This is a genomic window from Streptomyces alanosinicus, assembly GCF_014650595.1.
GTDB classification, from domain to species: domain Bacteria; phylum Actinomycetota; class Actinomycetes; order Streptomycetales; family Streptomycetaceae; genus Streptomyces; species Streptomyces alanosinicus.
The window spans coordinates 1287700-1307235 of sequence record NZ_BMVG01000001.1 but is presented as its reverse complement, the minus strand read 5'-3'; the positions used below and the strand labels follow the sequence as shown (position 1 = coordinate 1307235).

General features: G+C 72.8%; 14 protein-coding genes and 1 other RNA gene. 12 read left to right on the top strand and 3 right to left on the bottom strand.

Going from position 1 to position 19536, the window contains the following annotated elements; all coding sequences use genetic code 11:
- Positions 1-35: 35 nt before the first annotated feature.
- Positions 36-3905 (bottom strand): FtsK/SpoIIIE domain-containing protein, encoded by a 3870-nt coding sequence (locus IE277_RS05955; RefSeq protein WP_189949251.1) that lies wholly within the window; start codon positions 3903-3905, stop codon positions 36-38.
- Between the two features lie 299 nt (positions 3906-4204).
- Between IE277_RS05955 and IE277_RS05950 the strand changes: the two genes are divergently transcribed.
- The 4 genes from IE277_RS05950 (at position 4205) to IE277_RS05935 (ending at position 9869) form a co-directional block, all read left to right on the top strand.
- Positions 4205-5884 carry a serine/threonine-protein kinase gene (locus IE277_RS05950; protein WP_189949064.1) on the top strand — a complete coding sequence of 560 codons (1680 nt, stop codon included), beginning with the start codon at positions 4205-4207 and terminating at the stop codon, positions 5882-5884.
- Between the two features lie 147 nt (positions 5885-6031).
- Positions 6032-7258: a serine/threonine-protein kinase gene (locus IE277_RS05945; RefSeq protein WP_189949062.1), complete on the top strand. Its 1227-nt coding sequence runs from the start codon at positions 6032-6034 to the stop codon at positions 7256-7258.
- Positions 7259-7471: 213 nt separating this feature from the next.
- Positions 7472-8578, top strand: coding sequence for a peptide chain release factor 2 (prfB, locus tag IE277_RS05940; protein WP_189949060.1), 1107 nt, complete (start codon positions 7472-7474; stop codon positions 8576-8578).
- Positions 8579-8876: 298 nt separating this feature from the next.
- Positions 8877-9869 carry a hypothetical protein gene (locus IE277_RS05935; RefSeq protein WP_189949058.1) on the top strand — a complete coding sequence of 331 codons (993 nt, stop codon included), beginning with the start codon at positions 8877-8879 and terminating at the stop codon, positions 9867-9869.
- Positions 9870-10000: 131 nt separating this feature from the next.
- Here the strand turns inward: IE277_RS05935 and IE277_RS05930 are convergent, their stop codons facing one another.
- On the bottom strand, positions 10001-10192 hold the full coding sequence (locus tag IE277_RS05930; protein ID WP_189949056.1) for a hypothetical protein: 192 nt from the start codon (positions 10190-10192) through the stop codon (positions 10001-10003).
- A gap of 237 nt (positions 10193-10429) precedes the next feature.
- Between IE277_RS05930 and ftsE the strand changes: the two genes are divergently transcribed.
- The 5 genes from ftsE to ssrA all read left to right on the top strand — a co-directional run bounded on the left by ftsE (position 10430) and on the right by ssrA (position 14376).
- Positions 10430-11119, top strand: coding sequence for a cell division ATP-binding protein FtsE (ftsE, locus tag IE277_RS05925; RefSeq protein WP_189949054.1), 690 nt, complete (start codon positions 10430-10432; stop codon positions 11117-11119).
- A 34-nt stretch (positions 11120-11153) separates the two neighbouring features.
- Entirely contained in the window at positions 11154-12071 is a 918-nt protein-coding gene (ftsX, locus tag IE277_RS05920) for a permease-like cell division protein FtsX (RefSeq protein ID WP_189949053.1), read from the top strand.
- 67 nt (positions 12072-12138) lie between these two features.
- Entirely contained in the window at positions 12139-13317 is a 1179-nt protein-coding gene (locus tag IE277_RS05915; RefSeq protein WP_189949052.1) for a S41 family peptidase, read from the top strand.
- Positions 13318-13374: 57 nt separating this feature from the next.
- Entirely contained in the window at positions 13375-13917 is a 543-nt protein-coding gene (gene smpB, locus IE277_RS05910) for an SsrA-binding protein SmpB (RefSeq protein ID WP_229880825.1), read from the top strand.
- Positions 13918-14007: 90 nt separating this feature from the next.
- Positions 14008-14376, top strand: a transfer-messenger RNA (tmRNA) gene (gene ssrA, locus IE277_RS05905).
- 56 nt (positions 14377-14432) lie between these two features.
- Here ssrA and IE277_RS05900 read toward each other — a convergent pair.
- Positions 14433-15677 (bottom strand): MFS transporter, encoded by a 1245-nt coding sequence (locus IE277_RS05900; RefSeq protein WP_189949051.1) that lies wholly within the window; start codon positions 15675-15677, stop codon positions 14433-14435.
- Positions 15678-15761: 84 nt separating this feature from the next.
- Here IE277_RS05900 and IE277_RS05895 point away from each other — a divergent pair, with 84 nt between their 5' ends.
- The 3 genes from IE277_RS05895 to IE277_RS05885 all read left to right on the top strand — a co-directional run bounded on the left by IE277_RS05895 (position 15762) and on the right by IE277_RS05885 (position 19496).
- Positions 15762-16733, top strand: coding sequence for a LysR family transcriptional regulator (locus tag IE277_RS05895; RefSeq protein WP_189949050.1), 972 nt, complete (start codon positions 15762-15764; stop codon positions 16731-16733).
- A 135-nt stretch (positions 16734-16868) separates the two neighbouring features.
- A complete protein-coding gene (locus IE277_RS05890) occupies positions 16869-18239 on the top strand; it encodes a nitrate/nitrite transporter (RefSeq protein ID WP_189949049.1) in 1371 nt (456 codons plus the stop codon).
- Between the two features lie 87 nt (positions 18240-18326).
- On the top strand, positions 18327-19496 hold the full coding sequence (locus IE277_RS05885) for a uroporphyrinogen-III synthase (protein WP_189949048.1): 1170 nt from the start codon (positions 18327-18329) through the stop codon (positions 19494-19496).
- Positions 19497-19536 lie beyond the last annotated feature (40 nt).

Here is a 19536-nt window from a genome sequence, read left to right as displayed (position 1 = left end):
CCGGGGGTGTATGCGTCTGTCTTCGGCAGCCCGGCCTACAGCAGGGACGGCACCCGGGCCGCCGACACCTCCCGGGCCGCCCGCTCCACCGCGCTCGCCAACAGTGCCAGGTCGGTGGGGCCGTTGCCCAGCTCCCGCACCGGCCGGCGGGTGGGCGGGTCGCCCATACGCTGCCAGTCCAGCGGCACCACTGTCGGCCGCTGGGTCGCCGTACGCGGGATACGGCCCGTCACCCGGCCGCCCTGGAAACCGATGCCCTGCCCGTCCGGCCGCGCCAGCCGGCCACGCCCCGGCGCCGGTTCCTCCGGCCCCTGCTGGGGAGCGTCGAGCACGACCCGCAGGGCCGCCTGCCGCGCGGGCTCCGTCTCCGCCGTACGACCCCCGATCCCGGCCGCCGCCACCAGGTGCACCCCGAGCCGCTCGCCGTCCCGGGCGACCGCCTCCAGGGCGCGCATCACCGAACCGGCCGCGGGCCGGCCCGGCGAGCCGAGCGAGGGTGAGACCAGCGCGTCCAGATCGTCGACGACGACCACGAGCCGGGGCAACGGCGGCGCCGCCTCGGCCTGCCGGCGCGCGGCCGCCCCCGGCCGCAGCCGCAGGGTGGAGCTGGGCGGCGCCTCTATGTCGCCGTTCGCGGGCGCGCGCTGCGTCACGAACCGGCCCGCCGCCGCACGCCCCGCGTGCCACTGCGCGAAGTCCGTGCGGTCCAGCAGCTCCGCCCGCCGCTTCAGCTCGGCGGCCAGCGACTGGGCGAACTCCCGCATCCGCACCGGGTCGTTGGCGACGAGATGCGTGGTGACATGCGGTATGTCGGTGCACACCCGCAGGCCCTCGCCGCGCGCCGCGCCCGTCGCGATGCCGTCCCGGCCGTCGACCAGCACCACGCCCAGCCGGTCCGGCCGCTCGGCGGCGGCCAGCGAGGCCACCAGGGCCCGCAGCAACTCCGTACGACCGCTGCCGGCCGGCCCCTCGATCAGCAGATGCGGCCCGTCGGCCACCAGGTCGGCCGTGAGCGGTCCGTGCGGCCCGGCACCGAGCACCGCCCGCGCCCGGCCGCCCGCCGCCCGGGTGTCGTCCGCGGCGTCCGCCCAGCGCGCCATCAGCGACGCCGGGGTGGCGCGGGCCAGCCCCAACTCGTCCAGCAGCCGCGCCGACTGCGGCAACGGCGCGGCCACGCGCGTGTCCCGCACACCGACCGGGCCGTCCGGTCGCAACGGTGCCAGCGCCCGCGCGAACCGCTCCGCCCAGGCGGGGGAGACCGCGTCCACGGCGGCGAGCGTGCCCGGTCCGACGGGTCCGCCCGGCGCCACCCGCATCAGATGCAGCGCGGTCGCGACATCACCGCTGAGCAGCGCCACGGCACCGCAGTGCCGGAACGTCGGCGCCACCGCGCACGCGGCCTCGTACGTCAGCGCCACGGGGGAGGCGGGCGAGGCCGGCTCCGTCTCGGCGAGACAGATCACATGGATCCCGGCCCGCGGCCCGGCCGCGGCAAGCCGCGCCATGGCGTCCTGCAGCGCGCCGCCGCCGGGATCCCCGTCCACGACGACGACCGTGTAGGGCCCCGGGAAACCGCCTGCGCCGGTCTCGCCGTCACCCTTGGCCCAGGAGGGCCGGCGGGCGGCGGGACCGGCCGGCGCGTGGTGGGCGGAGGAGGCGGTGTGCCCGCCGGGCGCGGGAGCGGACTGCTGGGAGGGGATCCCGGCGGTGTCGGGGGCGGCGGGGATGCGGGGGGCGTGCGCAGGCGTGGAGTCGCCGGGGTGGCCGGGGCGACGGGGGAAGGGTGCGGGAGGCGGTACGCCGGGGGTGCCGGGGTGGCCGGGGTGGCCGGAAACGAGTCCCGGGGCGGGGGCGGCGGGCCCGGCGGGGCCGGGGCCGTGGTCGCCGGCCGTCCGGCCCGGGGAGGGCGGCGCACCGAGCGCCTCGGCGGCATCCCGCGCCGCCGGTGCGCCCGAGGGGGAGACCTGGGCGACGGCACCCGGGCGGGAACCGTCCACGACGGTGCCGGACGGATCGCCGTGCCCGAGGGCGCCCGACGGGTCGGCGTGCCCGGGGGTGCCGGACGGATCGCGGTGCCCGAGGGTGCCGGACGGATCGCCGTGTGCGGAAGTGCCGGACGGATCGGCGTGCGCGGGGGTGCCGTACGGATCGGCGTGCGCGGGGGTGCCCGGCGTGGTGGTGGGCACGGTCGCGCGCCCGGGGTGGGCGGCGCTCCGGCCGGTCGCCGCGTGGTCGTCCACCCGGCGCAGCAGCTCCTGCGCGCGGGCCGCCGCCTGTTCGCGGTCGTAGGCCAACAGCAGCCGGCAGTCCTGGCCGTGGGCCGGCCGGATGTGCGGCAGCCAGCCCAGCCAGGACCACTCGGCCGTGCGCTCCGCCACGGGGCGCGAGCGGTCGGCGCTGATCAGCACGATCTCCAGCTGGTCGGGGGAGTGCAGCGCGGCCAGCTGGGCGAGCACGGCGCGGGCCAGCCCGGACAGCCGGGGGCGCGGACCGGCCAGACCCAGCGCGCCCGCCTCGCGCAGTGCCGCCGTCACGGGCACCGCGGGCAGCAGGCCGGAGCCGTCCGGCGCGCTCCGGTCGGCCGTGCCGAGCCGCACCGTCAGCGCCTCCGCGTGGCCGGGCTCGCGCTCCCACAGCCGGGGCCCGGGGCCGAGCGCCGCCAGCAGCAGGGCGGCGGGATCCGGCCAGGTCTCGGGCTGCTGCGGTGCGCTGGCCGGCGGGGCGGCGCCGCTGTCGGTGCCGGCCGGGGTGCCGTCGTACGTCTCGGGGCCGGCGGGCTGCTCACCGCGCCCTCCGGCCAGCCGCCGCGCCCACGCGCCGAGCCCACGCCGCCGCGCGCCCTGCGGCACGCCGCCGCCCCCGACGGAAGTGTCCTCACGGCCGTCCGCGCGCGGATCCTCGCCGGGTGCGGGGAACGCTCCGGCCACCGGACCGGGCCCGCCGACGCCGAAGCGCCCGGCGTGGGTGTCCCCACCCCTGTGGTTCTCGATACCCCTGTGGTTCTCGATCGACGGCGCCCTGCCCTGGCCCGGCACCACGCCGGGCTCCGCGGCCCGGTGCGCGGGACCCTCACCCCCCGAGGCCCCCCATCCGCCGGCCCCGTACCCATGCTGAGCCGACCGCCCGGAAGCCGCGTCGGCACGGGACGCCGCCGCACCCGTCGCCGACGCCGCACCCGCGGGAGACCCGCCCGGGGCCGCCGACGGCGCATCCTTCCCGCCGGAACCGGAAAGGTCGTCCCGGACGACCCGGAGACACCCCTCCCCGTCGGAGACGACCCGCGCCCCCGCCCCCGGCGTCACCGCGACCCGCAGCGCTGACTCCCCGATCCGCAGCAGGCCCCCGGCAGGGACCCGCACCGGACGCTCACCCACCCGCACCCCGTCCAGCGCCGTCCCGTTCGTGGAGCCGAGGTCGGCGACCGAGACGCGGCCGTCCGCGCCGACGGTGACCGCGCAGTGCAGCCGGGAGACATCGGGGTCGTCCAGCGGCACATCCGCTTCGTCCGAGCGGCCCACGGTGATCCGGCCGCCGTGCAGCAGATGGACCCCGCCGGCGTCCGGGCCCGCCACGACATGCAGCTGGGTCGGCGCGTCGTCCGGCTCGGGATGCGGCTCGGCGGCCGCCGGGGCGCCCAGGGACAGCACGGCGCCGTCGACCAGCGGGGGCTCGCCGAGGGTGCGGTGGCGGGGGTCGAGGCGTTCGGTCCCGGCGTACAGCACCACGGAGGCTCCGCCGGTGTCGCGGCCCGCGCCGCCCTCGCCGGTGACCGCCCCGGCCAGCGCCGACGCGACCGCGGCCAGATCCGTGCCGGTGGGCGCCGTGACCAGCACGTCGCGGCTCGCGGCACGCCCCCGCGGCGAGGACGGGCCCAGCGGGTCTACGACGGTCAGCCGGATCTGCATCCCCACCCCAACACGAGCACGTCGGCCAGTACTGGAAGGCATCCTCGCACCTGCCACCGACAACGCGCCCGGCACCCGGAAAGAAGTGATCTTGATTGGTCGGCTCTGCCCCCAAAAGTGCCTGACCAGTAGGACACCGGCGATCACTTGAGATCAGTCACGTCCGGTCCCGGCAACCAGGAGGCCGGGACGCGCGTCTTCCGGACGAGCAGTGACGCCCCCGAGGGCGGCACTACAGTGGGGCGGAACAACCGGAATGCAGGCAAGCAAGCACCAGCAAGCAGCAGGGAGCGCGTGACGTGCGGCCAGTCGGCAGCAAGTACCTGCTTGAGGAGCCGCTCGGACGCGGCGCCACAGGCACCGTCTGGCGTGCGCGCCAGCGCGAGACCGCGGGCGCCGAGGCGGCCGTGGCCGGTCAGCCGGGCGAGACGGTCGCGATCAAGGTCCTCAAGGAGGAGCTGGCGAGCGATCCGGACATCGTGATGCGCTTCCTGCGGGAGCGCTCCGTCCTGCTCCGCCTGACCCACCCGAACATCGTCCGGGTCCGCGACCTGGTCGTCGAGGGCGATCTGCTGGCGCTGGTCATGGACCTCGTCGACGGCCCCGACCTGCACCGCTATCTGCGCGAGAACGGCCCCTTCACCCCGGTCGCCGCCGCGCTGATGACCGCGCAGATCGCCGACGCGCTCGCCGTGAGCCACGCCGACGGGGTCGTGCACCGCGACCTGAAGCCCGCCAACGTACTGCTCGCGCAGAACGACGGCCAGATGCACCCGATGCTGACCGACTTCGGCATCGCCCGCCTCGCCGACTCCCCGGGCCTGACCCGCACCCAGGAATTCGTCGGCACGCCCGCGTACGTGGCACCGGAGTCCGCCGAGGGCCGCCCGCAGACCTCCGCGGTCGACATCTACGGCGCCGGCATCCTGCTGTACGAGCTGGTCACCGGCCGTCCGCCGTTTGCCGGCAGCACGGCCCTGGAGGTGCTGCACCAGCATCTGAGCGCCGAGCCGCGCCGCCCCTCGACCATCCCCGACCCGCTGTGGACCGTCATAGAACGCTGTCTGCGCAAGAGCCCGGAGGAGCGCCCGAGCGCCGAGAGCCTCGCGCGCGGACTGCGGGTCGTCGCCGAGGGCACCGGGGTGCATGCGAACCCCGCGCAGATCGCCGCGGCCGAGGGCGTCGGCGCGCTGCTGGCCCCGGACCCGGCCCCGACGGCCGTCCCGGGGGTGCCCGGTGCCGCCGACCCCACCCAGGTGCTGCCGACGAACGCGCCGCAGGGCTCGTACGACCCGAACGGGGCGACGAGCGTGCTGCCGCACACCGGTGGCCCCGCCGGCGCCGCCGACCCCACCGCCGTACTGCCGAACACCGGTGCGGCGGACCCGACGGCCGTGCTGCCGAACACGGGCCCGCAGGGACAGCAGCCCGAGCAGCCGCACCCCTGGCAGTCCCAGCTGGCCGCGGCCCGCGACCGCAACGAACAGACCCAGGTCCAGCAGTTCCTGTCCCCGGAGGACGACCCGCTGCGTCACCGGCCGCAGCGGCAGGTCGCCCGGCCCGGACAGCAGCCGCGCCAGGCCCCGCAGGGCCGCCCCCAGCAGCCGCAGCGGCGCGGCCGGCAGCAGGGATACCAGCAGGGGTACGGCTATGCGCCGCAGGCGCAGCCCCAGCAGTACGCCCCGCCGCAGCAGCCGCAGCGGTACGCGCCGCCCGTCCCGGAGCCGCAGCGGCCCGCCCGTGAGCCGCGCGCGCCGCGTCAGCGCAGCGCCAACCCCATGAAGATCCCGGGGCTCGGCTGTCTGAAGGGCTGTCTGTTCACGATCGTCATCCTGGTCGTGGCGAGCTGGCTGATCTATGAGCTGACCCCGCTGCACACCTGGATCGGCCAGGGCCGCGGCTACTGGCACGAGGTGACCCACTGGGTCCACCAGACGAGCAAGTGGGTGAAGGAGCTGGGCGGCTCGGGCGGCAACTGACCCCTGGTACATGAACCCCGTACTCGCGGTAACCGGTCGCGAGTCTGGGGATTTGTCGACACCTGGCGGGTGATTTCCGTCTCCGCGGTGAAGGTTGGCTCGCCGGACGCGTAGTTTTAGCGGCAACACGCGTCTGTAGGAGCAGTCTTGGCACGGAAGATCGGCAGCCGGTACACCGCGAACCAGATCCTGGGGCGGGGCAGCGCCGGCACGGTGTGGCTGGGCGAGGGGCCGGAGGGCCCCGTCGCCGTCAAGCTGCTGCGCGAGGACCTCTCCTCCGACCAGGAGCTGGTCGGACGTTTCGTCCAGGAGCGCACCGCGCTGCTCGGCCTGGAGCACCCGCACATCGTCACCGTGCGCGACCTGGTCGTCGACGGCAACGACCTGGCCCTGGTCATGGACCTCGTGCGCGGTACCGATCTGCGCACCCGCCTGGAGCGCGAGCGGCGGCTCGCCCCCGAGGCGGCCGTGGCCATCGTCGCCGACGTCGCCGACGCGCTGGCGGCGGCCCACGCGGCCGGGGTCGTGCACCGCGACGTCAAGCCCGAGAACGTCCTCCTCGACATGCAGGGCCCGCTCGGCCCCGGCGGCGCCCACCCCGCCCTGCTGACCGACTTCGGCGTCGCCAAGCTGATCGACTCGCCGAAGCGGACCCGGGCCACGAAGATCATCGGGACGCCGGACTACCTCGCCCCCGAGATCGTCGAGGGCCTGCCACCGCGCGCGGCGGTCGACATCTACGCCCTCGCGACGGTCCTGTACGAGCTGCTGGCGGGCTTCACCCCCTTCGGCGGGGGCCACCCGGGTGCGGTCCTGCGCCGCCACGTCACCGAGACGGTCGTCCCCCTCCCCGGCATCCCCGAAGAGCTGTGGCAGCTGCTCGTGCAGTGCCTGGCCAAGGCGCCCGCGTCCCGGCTGCGCGCCTCGGAGCTGGCGGCGCGGCTGCGTGAGCAGCTGCCGCTGCTGGCCGGGATGCCGCCGCTCGACGTGGACGAGCCGGACCTCTCCGAGGAGGCGGCGGAGGAGTCCGCGCCGACGGCACCGCCGGCGGGGGAGCCGGTACGCCGGCGGGGAGCGGTGTCCCTCGTCCCCGGGGCCAAGCCGGACTCCAACCGGGACACGCATACGTCGATGCGGGTGCCGGGGCCGGACGAGCTGGCGGGCGGCGCCCACGGGACCGCGCGCGCCCCTCGGGCCACCGGTACGCCACGGCCGGGCTCGGCCAAGCACCGGGCCACGGTGCGGCGGCGCCGGATCACGCTGGGCGTGGCCGGGGTGGCGCTGGCGGCGATCGTGGGGGTCGGCGCGTACGCGGCCTCTTCCGACGGGGACTCGAAGCCACCACAGGACACCCACAGCACGTCTGCCCCCTGACTCATCCCGGGGGCTCCCCCCTGGACCTCGGGCCGGGGGCGGGAGGAGGGAAGAGCGGGGAGGGCGGTCGTGCGATTCCGGTCGGTCCGGTCCGCCGGGACGGTGCCCTCCCGGCCGACCGGGACGGGTGGGTGGGTGGCAGGCGGGGGTCTGTGGGCGGAGCCCCCGGGCAGCGGGGCCGAGGTCGGTTGCCACAGCCGTTACGCTGGAGGCGTGGCAGTCGTCGATGTATCCGAAGAGCTGAAGTCCCTCTCCTCGACCATGGAGTCGATCGAGGCCGTCCTGGACCTCGACGCGATGAGGGCAGACATCGCCGTGCTCGAGGAGCAGGCGGCCGCGCCGTCCCTCTGGGACGACCCGGACGAGGCGCAGAAGATCACCAGCAAGCTCGCCCGCCTCCAGGCCGAGGTCAGGAAGGCGGAGGTGCTGCGCGGCCGGATCGACGATCTCGCCGTCCTCTTCGAGATGGCCGAGGAGGAGGACGACCCGGACACCCGTGCCGAGGCCGAGTCCGAGCTGGCCTCCGTGAAGAGGGCGCTGGACGAGATGGAGGTCCGCACCCTGCTGTCCGGCGAGTACGACGCCCGTGAGGCGCTCGTCAACATCCGCGCCGAGGCCGGCGGTGTCGACGCCGCCGACTTCGCGGAGAAGCTGCAGCGCATGTACCTGCGCTGGGCCGAGCAGCACGGCTACAAGACCGAGCTCATCGAGACGTCGTACGCCGAAGAGGCCGGCATCAAGTCGACCACCTTCTCCGTCCAGGTGCCGTACGCCTACGGCACCCTCTCCGTCGAGCAGGGCACGCACCGTCTCGTGCGTATCTCGCCCTACGACAACCAGGGCCGCCGTCAGACGTCCTTCGCAGGTGTCGAGGTGCTGCCCGTGGTCGAGCAGACCGACCACATCGAGATCGACGAGTCCGAGCTGCGCGTGGACGTCTACCGCTCCTCCGGACCCGGCGGCCAGGGTGTGAACACCACCGACTCGGCGGTGCGCCTCACCCACCTCCCCACGGGCATCGTCGTCTCCTGCCAGAACGAGCGCTCGCAGATCCAGAACAAGGCCACGGCGATGAACGTCCTCCAGGCCAGGCTGCTGGAGCGCCGCCGGCAGGAGGAGCAGGCCAAGATGGACGCCCTCAAGGGCGACGGCGGCAACTCCTGGGGCAACCAGATGCGTTCGTACGTGCTGCACCCCTACCAGATGGTCAAGGACCTGCGCACCGAGTTCGAGGTCGGCAACCCCGAGGCCGTCTTCAACGGCGAGATCGACGGCTTCCTGGAGGCCGGTATTCGCTGGCGCAAGCAGCAAGAGAAGTAACTTTGTCGACAAGGTAACTGCCGCCCGAGAGGCGGCAGTTGTCTTTTGTCTGGGTTTTACATCACACTCACAGGCTTCAATTCGCCGCAAACCCCCATCTGCGGGACATGGCGCCCGCAATGCCCTTGACGTTGCTTTGAAAAATCGGGAGGGTGACACGCGGCATGCGTACTTAAAGGGGCGCATGTGAACCGGGGGAATGAGTTGACGCAGACTTCGTCACCGGCTGCCTCCCGTCGATCACGGCACGCCCCACGCGCCGCCTCATTGACGAACAGCTACTGGGGGTAGCAACCATATGACGAAGAAGACGCGGATCCGGGTCGCGCGGATAGCCGCCGGCGCCGTGATCGCGGCCGGTGCGTCACTCACCGCCGCCGGCGCGGCCTCGGCCCTGGACCTCGGCGTCCAGGCCGGCCCGATCAACCTGGGCGTGCACACGAACGCCGGTGAAGACGACGGTGGCACCGACGGCGGCTGCCCGATCGCCGTCTGCACCACCGACGGCGGCGGCAACGGCACCACCGGCGGTGCCTCCACGACCGGCGGCGACAACGGCACCACCGGCGGTACCGACACCACCGGCGGCAACGCTGCCACCGGCGGCAACGACTCCACCACCGGCGCCGTCACCATCGGCGGTGTCATCGGCGGCGGCGACACGACCGGCGGTGACAACGGCACCACCGGCGGCAACGGCACCACGGGCGGCAGCACCACCGGTGGTGACAACGGCACCACGGGCGGCAGCACCACCGGTGGTGACAACGGCACCACGGGCGGCAGCACCACCGGTGGCGACAACGGCACCACCGGCGGCAACGGCACTGGCGGTGACAACGGCACCACGGGCGGCAGCACCACCGGTGGCGACAACGGCACCACCGGCGGCAGCACCACCGGCGGTTCCACCACCACGGGTGGCAGCACGACCGGCGGTTCCAGCACCACGGGTGGCAGCACGACCGGCGGTTCCAGCTCCACCGGCGGCAGCACCACCGGTGGCTCCGGCAGCACGGGCGGTTCCAGCTCCACCGGTGGCTCCAGCACCGGCGGCAACAACGACACGCCCCAGGGCGGCAACAACAACGCCACCCAGGACCAGGGCTCCTCGAACCTGAGCGACACGGGCTCCGACAGCAAGCCGCAGGGCAGCGGCAAGCAGCTCGCCGAGACCGGTGCCGGCCAGACCGCGTTCCTGGTCATCGGTGCCGCGACCATGATCGCCGGCGGCGTCGGCTTCCGTATTCTGCCGCGGCTGGTGAACGGCCGGGGCGGCGCGGCCGCCTGAGCGTAGCCGTCAGGTCACGCAACGCACGCAGTGCGTACGATCAAGGGCCCGGAGCTTGGCGCTCCGGGCCCTTGTGGCATGTCCTGGGGGATTCTCGGGCTTGCCCTGCGTCACTCGCGCGTCCGCACGTGCTACGCGGTCTGGTGCGCCAGCAGCGCCACCGCGGCGACCAGCACCGCCAGCAGCGCGATCAGCGCCATCGGGTTCACCCCGCCCAGAAATCCCTCGTGCTGCAGTCGCTCGCGGTTGGCACGGCACACCGGGCACCGGCCCTCGCTCACGGGCGCCGCGCAGTTCGCGCACACCAACCGGTCGTACGTCATGCGGTCGCCCTCCTCGCACCGGCCATCACTCGTATCAACGCTCACGGGAACGAGAACGTTCCCCCTCCACTGTGCCAGGTTCGTACACGCCATGCTCGGGCCCCGGAAGAGCGGGACGGAATCAGGAGCCGGTACAAAAACGTACAAGCCTTACTCAACCTCGGCCTGCGACTGCACTTGCAGACCCGGTTCGCGTATGGTCACGCTCATCTACCCCCGGCGACCCGTGGTGCATCCGTGATCCGATTCGACAACGTCTCCAAGGTCTACCCCAAGCAGACCCGCCCCGCACTCAGGGATGTCTCCCTGGAGGTGGAGAAGGGCGAGTTCGTCTTCCTCGTGGGGTCCTCCGGCTCCGGAAAGTCCACCTTCCTGCGGCTCGTCCTCCGCGAGGAGCGGTGCAGTCACGGACAGGTGCACGTGCTGGGCAAGGACCTCGCGCGCCTCTCCAACTGGAAGGTGCCGCAGATGCGCCGCCAGCTGGGGACCGTCTTCCAGGACTTCCGGCTCCTGCCGAACAAGACCGTCGCGGAGAACGTGGCCTTCGCCCAGGAGGTCATCGGCAAGTCCCGCGGCGAGATCCGCAAGTCCGTGCCGCAGGTGCTCGACCTCGTCGGGCTCGGCGGCAAGGAGGAGCGGATGCCCGGCGAGCTGTCCGGTGGTGAGCAGCAGCGCGTGGCCATCGCGCGGGCCTTCGTCAACCGGCCCAAGCTGCTCATCGCCGACGAGCCCACCGGCAACCTCGACCCGCAGACCTCCGTCGGCATCATGAAGCTGCTCGACCGGATCAACCGGACGGGCACCACCGTCATCATGGCGACTCACGATCAGAACATCGTGGACCAGATGCGCAAGCGCGTCATCGAGCTGGAGAAGGGCCGCCTCGTCCGCGACCAGGCCCGCGGCGTCTACGGCTACCAGCACTAAGCAAGTTCACGACGGAAAGGCTTGACCCGACGCCATGCGCGCCCAGTTCGTCCTGTCGGAGATCGGTGTCGGTCTCCGCCGCAATCTGACGATGACCTTCGCCGTCATCGTCTCCGTCGCCCTGTCCTTGGCACTCTTCGGCGGCTCGCTGCTGATGAGCGACCAGGTGAGCACCATGAAGGGCTACTGGTACGACAAGGTCAACGTCTCGATCTTCCTGTGCAACAAGCACGACGCCGACTCGGACGTCAACTGCGCCAAGGGCGCGGTCACCGAGGACCAGAAGAAGCAGATCCAGTCGGACCTGCAGAAGATGCCGGTCGTCGAGAAGGTGTCCTACGAGTCGCAGGACGAGGCCTACAAGCACTACAAGGAGCAGTTCGGAAACTCTCCGCTGGCCAGCTCGCTGACGCCGGACCAGATGCAGGAGTCGTACCGGATCAAGCTGAAGGATCCGCAGAAGTACCAGGTCATCGCGTCGGCCTTCAACGGACGCGCCGGTGTGCAGTCCGTGCAGGACCAGAAGGGCATCCTGGACAACCTCTTCCAGCTGCTGAACCTGATGAACCGCGGCGCGCTCGGCGTGATGGCGATGATGCTGATCGTCGCGCTGCTGCTGATCGTCAACACGGTGCGTGTCTCGGCGTTCAGCCGCCGGCGCGAGACCGGGATCATGCGCCTGGTCGGTGCCTCGGGCTTCTACATCCAGGCGCCGTTCATCGCCGAGGCCGCGGTCGCCGGGCTCATCGGCGGCGGGCTCGCCTGCGTGGGCCTGGTGGTCGGCCGGTACTTCACCATCGACCACGGCATGGACCTCTCCCACAAGCTCACCCTCATCAACTTCGTAGGCTGGGACGCGGTGTTGGCCAAGCTGCCGCTGATCCTCGCCACGAGCGTGCTGATGCCCGCGTTGGCGGCGTTCTTCGCGCTGCGCAAGTACCTGAAGGTGTGACGCATCCCAAGAGGGCCGTACGGGCATCCGGCCGTACGGCCCTTCGCGTTGTCCTAGACTCACCGCCATGTCAGGCCGAGACCGGTTGTCCCCGCCCCGCCGCATCCGCCGCGGGGCCGCCCTGACCTTGGTCTTCGCCGGCGTGCTGGTCACCGGCGCCGCGACCGGCTCCTTCCCGGAGCCCGACGCTCCGGCGCGCAGGACCACCGTGGGGCCGGCGCCCGAGGCCACCCACGAGGACGTCCGGGCCGCCGCCGCCGAGGCGATGGCCGACGGAAAGTCCCCGATGGAGGCGGCCGAGCGGGTGGTCAGCCGCAGCGGGGACCGCTGGGGCGCCGTCTACTCCGAGGGCGAGTACCAGGAGTTCCAGGAGGCCCTCGACGGCCGCTACACCGGCGTCGGCCTGTGGGCGGGGCGCGAGCGCAGCGGCCGGATCGAGGTGACCCGGGTGCAGCCCGGCTCGCCGGCCGCCGTGGCGGGGATCCGCAAGGGCGACCGGCTGCGCAGTGTCGACGGCCGCAAGGTCGACGGGCGGCCGGTCACCGAGGTGGTCTCCTTACTGCGCGGCGAGGCCGACGATGCGGCCGCCGGTACGACCGTCACCCTGGGCCTGCAGCGCGGCACGCGCGCGTGGACCGAGAAACTCCGCCGGGCCAGTCTGTCCACCGACTCCGTCACCGTGCGCAGACTGGCCGGCGGGGTCGACGTCATCAAGATCGCCGCGTTCACCAAGGGCTCCGGCGACGCCGTACGCGCCGCGCTGCGGCAGGCCCCGGCCGAGGACGGGATCGTCCTCGACCTGCGCGGCAACTCCGGCGGCCTGGTCACCGAGGCGGTGGAGACCGCCTCCGCCTTCCTCGACGGCGGCCTGGTCGCCACGTACGACGTCGACGGCGCCCCGCGCTCCCTGCACGCCGACTCCGGCGGCGACACCGACCGGCCCCTGGTCGTCCTCGTCGACGGCGGCACGATGAGCGCGGCCGAGATGCTCACCGGGGCGCTGCAGGACCGGGGCCGCGCGGTGGTGATCGGCTCGCGCACCTTCGGCAAGGGCTCCATCCAGATGCCGACGCAGCTGCCCGGCGGGTCCGTCGCCGAACTGACCGTCGGCCATTACCGCACCCCCTCCGGCCACAGCGTCGACGGTCGGGGCATCACCCCCGACCTCGATGTCGGGCAGGCCGACGGCCAGGCCGCGGTGGAGCGGGCCGAGACCGTGCTCAGCGGCCTGGGCGACGCCGATTAAGGGCTGGCCGTAAGCCCCCTCCGTAGTGCGAAAATGGACGGCACTATGAGCAAGGGAATGTACGTACCGAAGGAGTCCCAGCCCAAGCAGGGCGGCGGGGCCGGCAAGGCCAGGGACGGCGAGAAGGGCGGCAAGCGCAAGATCGTCGCCCAGAACAAGAAGGCCCGGCACGACTACGCGATCGTCGACACCTACGAGGCCGGTCTCGTGCTCACCGGCACCGAGGTCAAGTCGCTGCGCGAGGGTCGGACCTCGCTGACCGACGGCTTCGTCCACATCGACCGGGGCGAGGCGTGGCTGCACAACGCCCACATCCCCGAGTATCACCAGGGCAGCTGGACCAACCACTCCGCGCGCCGCAAGCGCAAGCTGCTGCTGCACCGCGAGGAGATCGACAAGCTGGAGTCCAAGGCCCAGGAGTCGGGTCACACCATCGTGCCGCTCGCCCTGTACTTCAAGGACGGCCGCGCGAAGGCCGAGATCGCGCTCGCACGGGGCAAGAAGGAGTACGACAAGCGCCAGACCCTGCGGGAGAAGCAGGACCGGCGTGAGTCGGACCGGGCGATCGCGGCGGCGAAGCGGAGGCAGCGCGGCGTGTAGCCCGGGAATACGGTGGCATCGGCGAGCGTTGGTCACGTACGATGGCGCCAACACCGGTTGAACCCGGTGTGTGCATTGAAAACACAACATGGGGATGATCGGTTTCGACAGCGGCTGTCGAAGCAGGGGAAGCGTGTCGAGGAAGCGGCAATGATCTCGTAAACCATATGTCGCAAAAAATAATCGCCAACACCAAGCGCGATTCCTTCGCCCTCGCTGCCTAAGTAGCGACTTGCGAAGTGTCAGCCCGGGGCTGTTCCCGACCCGGATCCTGGCATCAGCTAGGGAACTAAACCTTGATCCCGGTCACGGGGTGAAGAGGGAAACCAAACAGTGACTGAGCCCGTCGGCGACTTGTTCGCGTGATCGCCGGGGCTGAGAAAATCACAGCGAACTGCACACGGAGAAGCCCTGATTCCGCACCGTTGGACGCGGGTTCGATTCCCGCCATCTCCACCAGCCCCTCCGGGGGTACCCCATGTGGGCGAGGCCCCGTCGCGTTGAGCGGCGGGGCCTTACGTCTGTTTCCCGGACCCGACCAGCTTCCCGGACCCGACCTGCTTCCCGGTCCTGGCCGCCACGCCGATGATCAGTGCCGTGCCCGCCGCCGCGACCGGTACGGCGAAGCCGGACTCCGGTGCGGCGTGCTCGGCCGTCCAGCCGCCGATCGCCGAGCCGCAGGCGATGCCGGCCAGCAGCCCGGTGACGGCGAGGCTCATGCCCTCGTTGAGGCACCCCTCGGGGGTGCGGCGCTGCACGAGCGTCATCGCTGTGACCATCGTCGGCGCGGTGGCCATGCCCGCGACCAGCAGGGCGGCGGCCAGCGCGAGCAGCGACCCGGTGCCGCGCGCGGACAGCAGCGGCAGCGTCATCAGGGCCGTCATCGCGGCCAGGCACCGGGGATGGAGCCGCTCGGCCGGCCCGGCCGGCCGCAGTGCGCCGTACAGCAGACCCGCCGCGCACGAACCCGCCGCCTGCAGGGCGAGGACCACACCGGCCGCCGACCGGTGCCCGTGTGCGTCGGCGTACGCGATCGTGACGACCTCCATGGACCCGAAGACGGCACCGGTGGCGAGGAATCCGGCGAGCAGCGCGGGGAACCCGGGTGCCCGCAGCGGTCCCTTCCCCCGGGCCCGCCGCTGGACGGGCGGCTCGGTCGAGCGCTGCCCGGTGAACAGCAGCATGCCGGCGAGCAGCAGCACCGCGCCGACGAGCGTGCCGGCCTCCGGGAAGAACGCGCCGGTCAGGAAGGAGGCGAGGACCGGGCCGAGCATGAAGCACAGTTCGTCGGCGGCCTGCTCGAAGGAGTTCGCGATGTGCAGCGCACCGGGGTCGTCGCGCAGCAGATGGGCCCAGCGGGCGCGGGAGAGCCCACCGATGTTGGGGGTGGTGGCGGTGAGGGCGTAGGCGGCGAACAGGGTCCAGTCGGGGGCGCCGTAGCGCACGCACAGCAGCAGCGCGAGGCTGCCGAGCACGGCGGCGAGCGTGGCCGGTACGGCGACACGGGCCTGCCCATGCCGGTCCACGAGCCGGGCGACCCAGGGGCCGGCCAGCGCGGTCACCGCGAGGCCGGTGGCGGTCACGGCACCCGCGAGGGCGTACGAGCCCCGGGAGCCGGCGATCATCACGACCGCGCTGATGCTGAACATGCCCATGGGGAGACGGGCGAGGAGGTTGCCGGCGGTGAAGGCGCGGGTGCCGGGGAGGGAGAACAGACGGCGGTAGCTCCGTCGCGCGGGCGCGGATATGAGAGGGGGCATGCGGCAACTCTCGCCCCGAGTGGATCAAGCGGTCCAACACCTTCTGCGCACCGATTAACGCTCCTGTGTTGTAAGTTCACGCCCATGCCCGCTCCCGCCCACCTGGACCCGCGCCTGCTGCGCGCCTTCGTCGCGGTCGCCGAGGAACTCCACTTCACCCGGGCCGCCGCCCGTCTGTACGTCGCCCAGCAGGCGCTCAGCCGGGACGTACGCCGGCTGGAACGGGAGCTGGGCGCCGAGCTGTTCGTCCGTACGACCCGGCAGGTGACGCTGACGGCGGACGGCGATCGGCTGCTGCCGCTCGCACGCCGTGCGCTGGCCGCCCAGGACGACCTGCTCGCCGCGTTCGCCGCCGGCGCCGCCCGCCCCCTGCTCGTGGACCTCAACTCCCCGGGCCTTCTCACCGGCCGGCGCGTCCTGCACCGGGCCCGTGAACTCGCCCCCGACTGCGAGCTGATGGCCCGCTACGAGAGCGGCCTGACCGGAGCCGCCACCGAACTGCTGGCCGGCCGCCTCGACGCCTCCTTCGGCCGCTTCGCCGGCCTGGACCCGGCACTGCGCTCGGGGCTGGCACAGCAGCCGGTGCGCTACGAGCCGATGGCCGTCGTCCTGCCCGAGGACCATCCCCTGGCCCCGCGTGCCGAGGTACCGCTGGCGGCGCTGGCCGGGGAGACGGTGTACGCCGGCGCCGGCAACCCCCGCACGGCGGAGTGGACCGACCTCGCCCGCCGGCTCTTCGAGGGGCGCGGCATCGACGTCGCCCCGCCCCTCCCGCTGGCCGTCGGCGACGAGGAATTCGAACGGATCATGTCCAGGACCCGCCACCCGGTACTGGCCGTGGTGGACTTCCCGGCCATGCCCCGCACGGTCCGCCGGCCGCTCGTCGACCCCGTCCCGCTGTCACCGGTCTCCCTGGTGTGGCGCAAGGGGCTGGCCCATCCCGGACTGGACGCCCTGCGCCGGGCGGCGGCCGAACTGGCCCGGGCGGAGAACTGGCTGCGGCAGCCGGCCGGCGGATGGCTGCCGGCCGTGGACGCCGGTGAGGGCCACCGGTGAGCGGGAGCCTCACCGACCCGTGCCGGGTCCGGTGAGAGCAACGTTTTCTTGCGGTCACCCACAGGCACAGGGGTGAAACGCGCTCTCTCTACCTTCGGGTCCGGAAGTGAGCAGCCGGAGCACCGTGGAGGAGCGATGACAGCCCCAGCCCCAACCCGTCGCAGTGGCCGCTGGATCGAGCGCTGGGACCCGGAGGACGAGGGGTTCTGGAAGGCGACCGGTCAGCGGACCGCCAACCGGAACCTGCTGTTCTCCGTCCTCTCGGAGCACATCGGCTTCTCGGTCTGGACCCTGTGGTCCGTCCTCGTGCTGTTCATGGGCCCGGAGTACGGCCTCACGCCCGCCGACAAGTTCCTGCTGACCTCGATGGTCACCCTCGTCGGCGCCGTGGTGCGCGTCCCCTACACCTTCGCCGTGGCCGTCTTCGGCGGCCGCAACTGGACGATCGTCTCGGCGAGCCTGCTGCTCGTACCGACCGTCGCCGCCTACACGGTGATGAAGCCGGGCACGTCCTTCGGCACGTTCCTGTGGATCGGCCTGCTGGCCGGCATCGGCGGGGGCAACTTCGCCTCCTCCATGACCAACATCAACGCTTTCTTCCCGCTGCGGAAGAAAGGCTGGGCGCTCGGCCTCAACGCGGGCGGCGGCAACATCGGCGTGCCCGTCATCCAGCTCGTCGCCCTCGCGGTCATCGGCGCGAGTGGCGGCCCGCGCGTGCTGCTGGGCATCTACATCCCGCTGATCGTCGTGGCCGCCGTGTGCGCCGCTGTGTTCATGGACAACCTGGCCACGGTGCAGAACGACACCGGCGCGGCCAAGGACGCCGCCAGGGACGCCCACACCTGGATCATGTCCTTCCTCTACATCGGCACGTTCGGGTCGTTCATCGGCTACAGCTTCGCCTTCGGGCAGGTGCTGACGATCCAGTTCGGCCGCACCCCGCTCCAGGCGGCCTACCTCACCTTCATCGGCCCGCTGCTCGGGTCCCTGATCCGGCCGGTCGGCGGCCGGCTCGCCGACCGGTACGGCGGCGCCCGCATCACCCTGTGGAACTACGTCGCCATGGCCGCCGCCACCGCCGTACTGATCGTCGCGAGCCGGCAGAAATCGCTGGTGCTGTTCGTCAGCGTCTTCGTGGTGCTGTTCGTGCTCAGCGGGCTCGGCAACGGCTCCACGTACAAGATGATCCCCGGCATCTTCCAGGCGAAGGCCCTGGCCGAGGGGCTGGCAGGGGAGGAGGCCGTGGCCTGCGGGCGGCGGCTGTCGGGCGCCGCCATGGGGCTCATCGGCGCGGTCGGCGCGCTCGGCGGGGTCGGCATCAATCTGGCCTTCCGCCAGTCCTTCCTCTCCTACGGCTCCGGCACCGGCGCGTTCGTCGCCTTCCTCGCGTTCTACGGCCTGTGCTTCGCGGTGACCTGGGCCGTATACCTTCGCCGCCCGGCCGCACAGGCTGAGACCATGACCGTACAGGAGACAAAACCGCAGCTCAGCTATGCCGACGTGTGACGTAACACCGGCGCAATGAAGCCGAACCGAGCCTGTCACGCGCCGTTGACAGGCTCGTTCGGCTTGCCGGTCAGCTAGGAGAGCCCCATGTACGACGAAGAGCAGCAACCCCGGCAGCCCGGTGCCCCTGAGCATGGTCCGCTCGCGGGATTCACCGTGGGTGTCACCGCCGCGCGCCGGGCCGACGAGCTGGGCGCCCTGCTGCAGCGGCGCGGTGCCGCCGTGCTGCACGCACCCGCCCTGCGCATCGTGCCGCTCGCCGACGACGGCGAGCTGCTCGACGCCACCAAGGACATCATCGACCAGGTGCCGGACGTGGTCGTGGCCACCACGGCGATCGGTTTCCGGGGCTGGATAGAGGCCGCCGACGGCTGGGGCCTCGGCGAGCAGCTGCTCGCGCGGCTGCGCCAGGCCGAACTGCTGGCCAGGGGCCCCAAGGTCAAGGGGGCGATCCGCGCGGCCGGTCTGACGGAGGAGTGGTCGCCGTCCTCGGAGTCCCTGGCCGAGGTCCTGGACCGACTCCTGGAGGAGGGCGTGGACGGCCGCCGTATCGCCGTACAGCTGCACGGTGAGCCGCTCCCCGGCTTCGTGGAGTCGCTGCGGGCCGGGGGAGCGGAGGTGGTCCCGGTCCCGGTGTACCGGTGGATGCCCCCGGAGGACATCACCCCGCTGGACCGTCTGCTGGAGGCGACGCTCGCCCGTTCGGTGGACGCGCTCACCTTCACCAGCGCCCCGGCGGCCGCCTCCCTGCTCTCCCGCGCGGAGGACCGGGGGCAGCTGCCGGAACTGCTGGCCGCCCTGTCCCATGACGTCGTGCCGGCCTGTGTGGGCCCGGTGACGGCGATCCCGCTGCAGGTGCGGGGCGTGGACACGTTCCAGCCGGAACGCTTCCGGCTGGGCCCGCTGGTCCAGCTGCTCTGCCAGGAACTGCCGGCCCGGGCCCGCTCGCTGCCGGTCGCCGGGCACCGGATGGAGATCCGGGGCCACGCGGTCCTGGTCGACGGCGACCTCAAGCCGGTGCCGCCGGCGGGCATGTCGCTGTTGCGCGCCCTGGCCCGCCGCCCCGGCTGGGTGGTGCCCCGCGCGGACCTGCTGCGGGCGCTGCCGGGCGCGGGCCGAGACGAACACGCGGTGGAGACGGCGATGGCCCGGCTGCGTACGGCCCTCGGTGCGCCGAAGCTGATCCAGACGGTGGTGAAGCGGGGCTACCGCCTGGCCCTGGACCCGGCGGCGGACGCGAAGTACGCGGACGCGTAGAGCTGCGCGGACGCGTAGAGCCACGCGTCCGCGCAGCGCG

Bases quoted from the DNA above. Each gene is read 5' to 3' on its own strand.
- IE277_RS05955 (WP_189949251.1), bottom strand. From the start codon at position 3,905: ATGCAGATCCGGCTGACCGTCGTAGACCCGCTGGGCCCGTCCTCGCCG.
- IE277_RS05935 (WP_189949058.1), top strand. From the start codon at position 8,877: ATGACGAAGAAGACGCGGATCCGGGTCGCGCGGATAGCCGCCGGCGCC.
- IE277_RS05930 (WP_189949056.1), bottom strand. From the start codon at position 10,192: ATGACGTACGACCGGTTGGTGTGCGCGAACTGCGCGGCGCCCGTGAGC.
- ftsX (WP_189949053.1), top strand. From the start codon at position 11,154: ATGCGCGCCCAGTTCGTCCTGTCGGAGATCGGTGTCGGTCTCCGCCGC.
- IE277_RS05915 (WP_189949052.1), top strand. From the start codon at position 12,139: ATGTCAGGCCGAGACCGGTTGTCCCCGCCCCGCCGCATCCGCCGCGGG.
- smpB (WP_229880825.1), top strand. From the start codon at position 13,375: ATGTACGTACCGAAGGAGTCCCAGCCCAAGCAGGGCGGCGGGGCCGGC.
- IE277_RS05900 (WP_189949051.1), bottom strand. From the start codon at position 15,677: ATGCCCCCTCTCATATCCGCGCCCGCGCGACGGAGCTACCGCCGTCTG.
- IE277_RS05895 (WP_189949050.1), top strand. From the start codon at position 15,762: ATGCCCGCTCCCGCCCACCTGGACCCGCGCCTGCTGCGCGCCTTCGTC.
- IE277_RS05890 (WP_189949049.1), top strand. From the start codon at position 16,869: ATGACAGCCCCAGCCCCAACCCGTCGCAGTGGCCGCTGGATCGAGCGC.
- IE277_RS05885 (WP_189949048.1), top strand. From the start codon at position 18,327: ATGTACGACGAAGAGCAGCAACCCCGGCAGCCCGGTGCCCCTGAGCAT.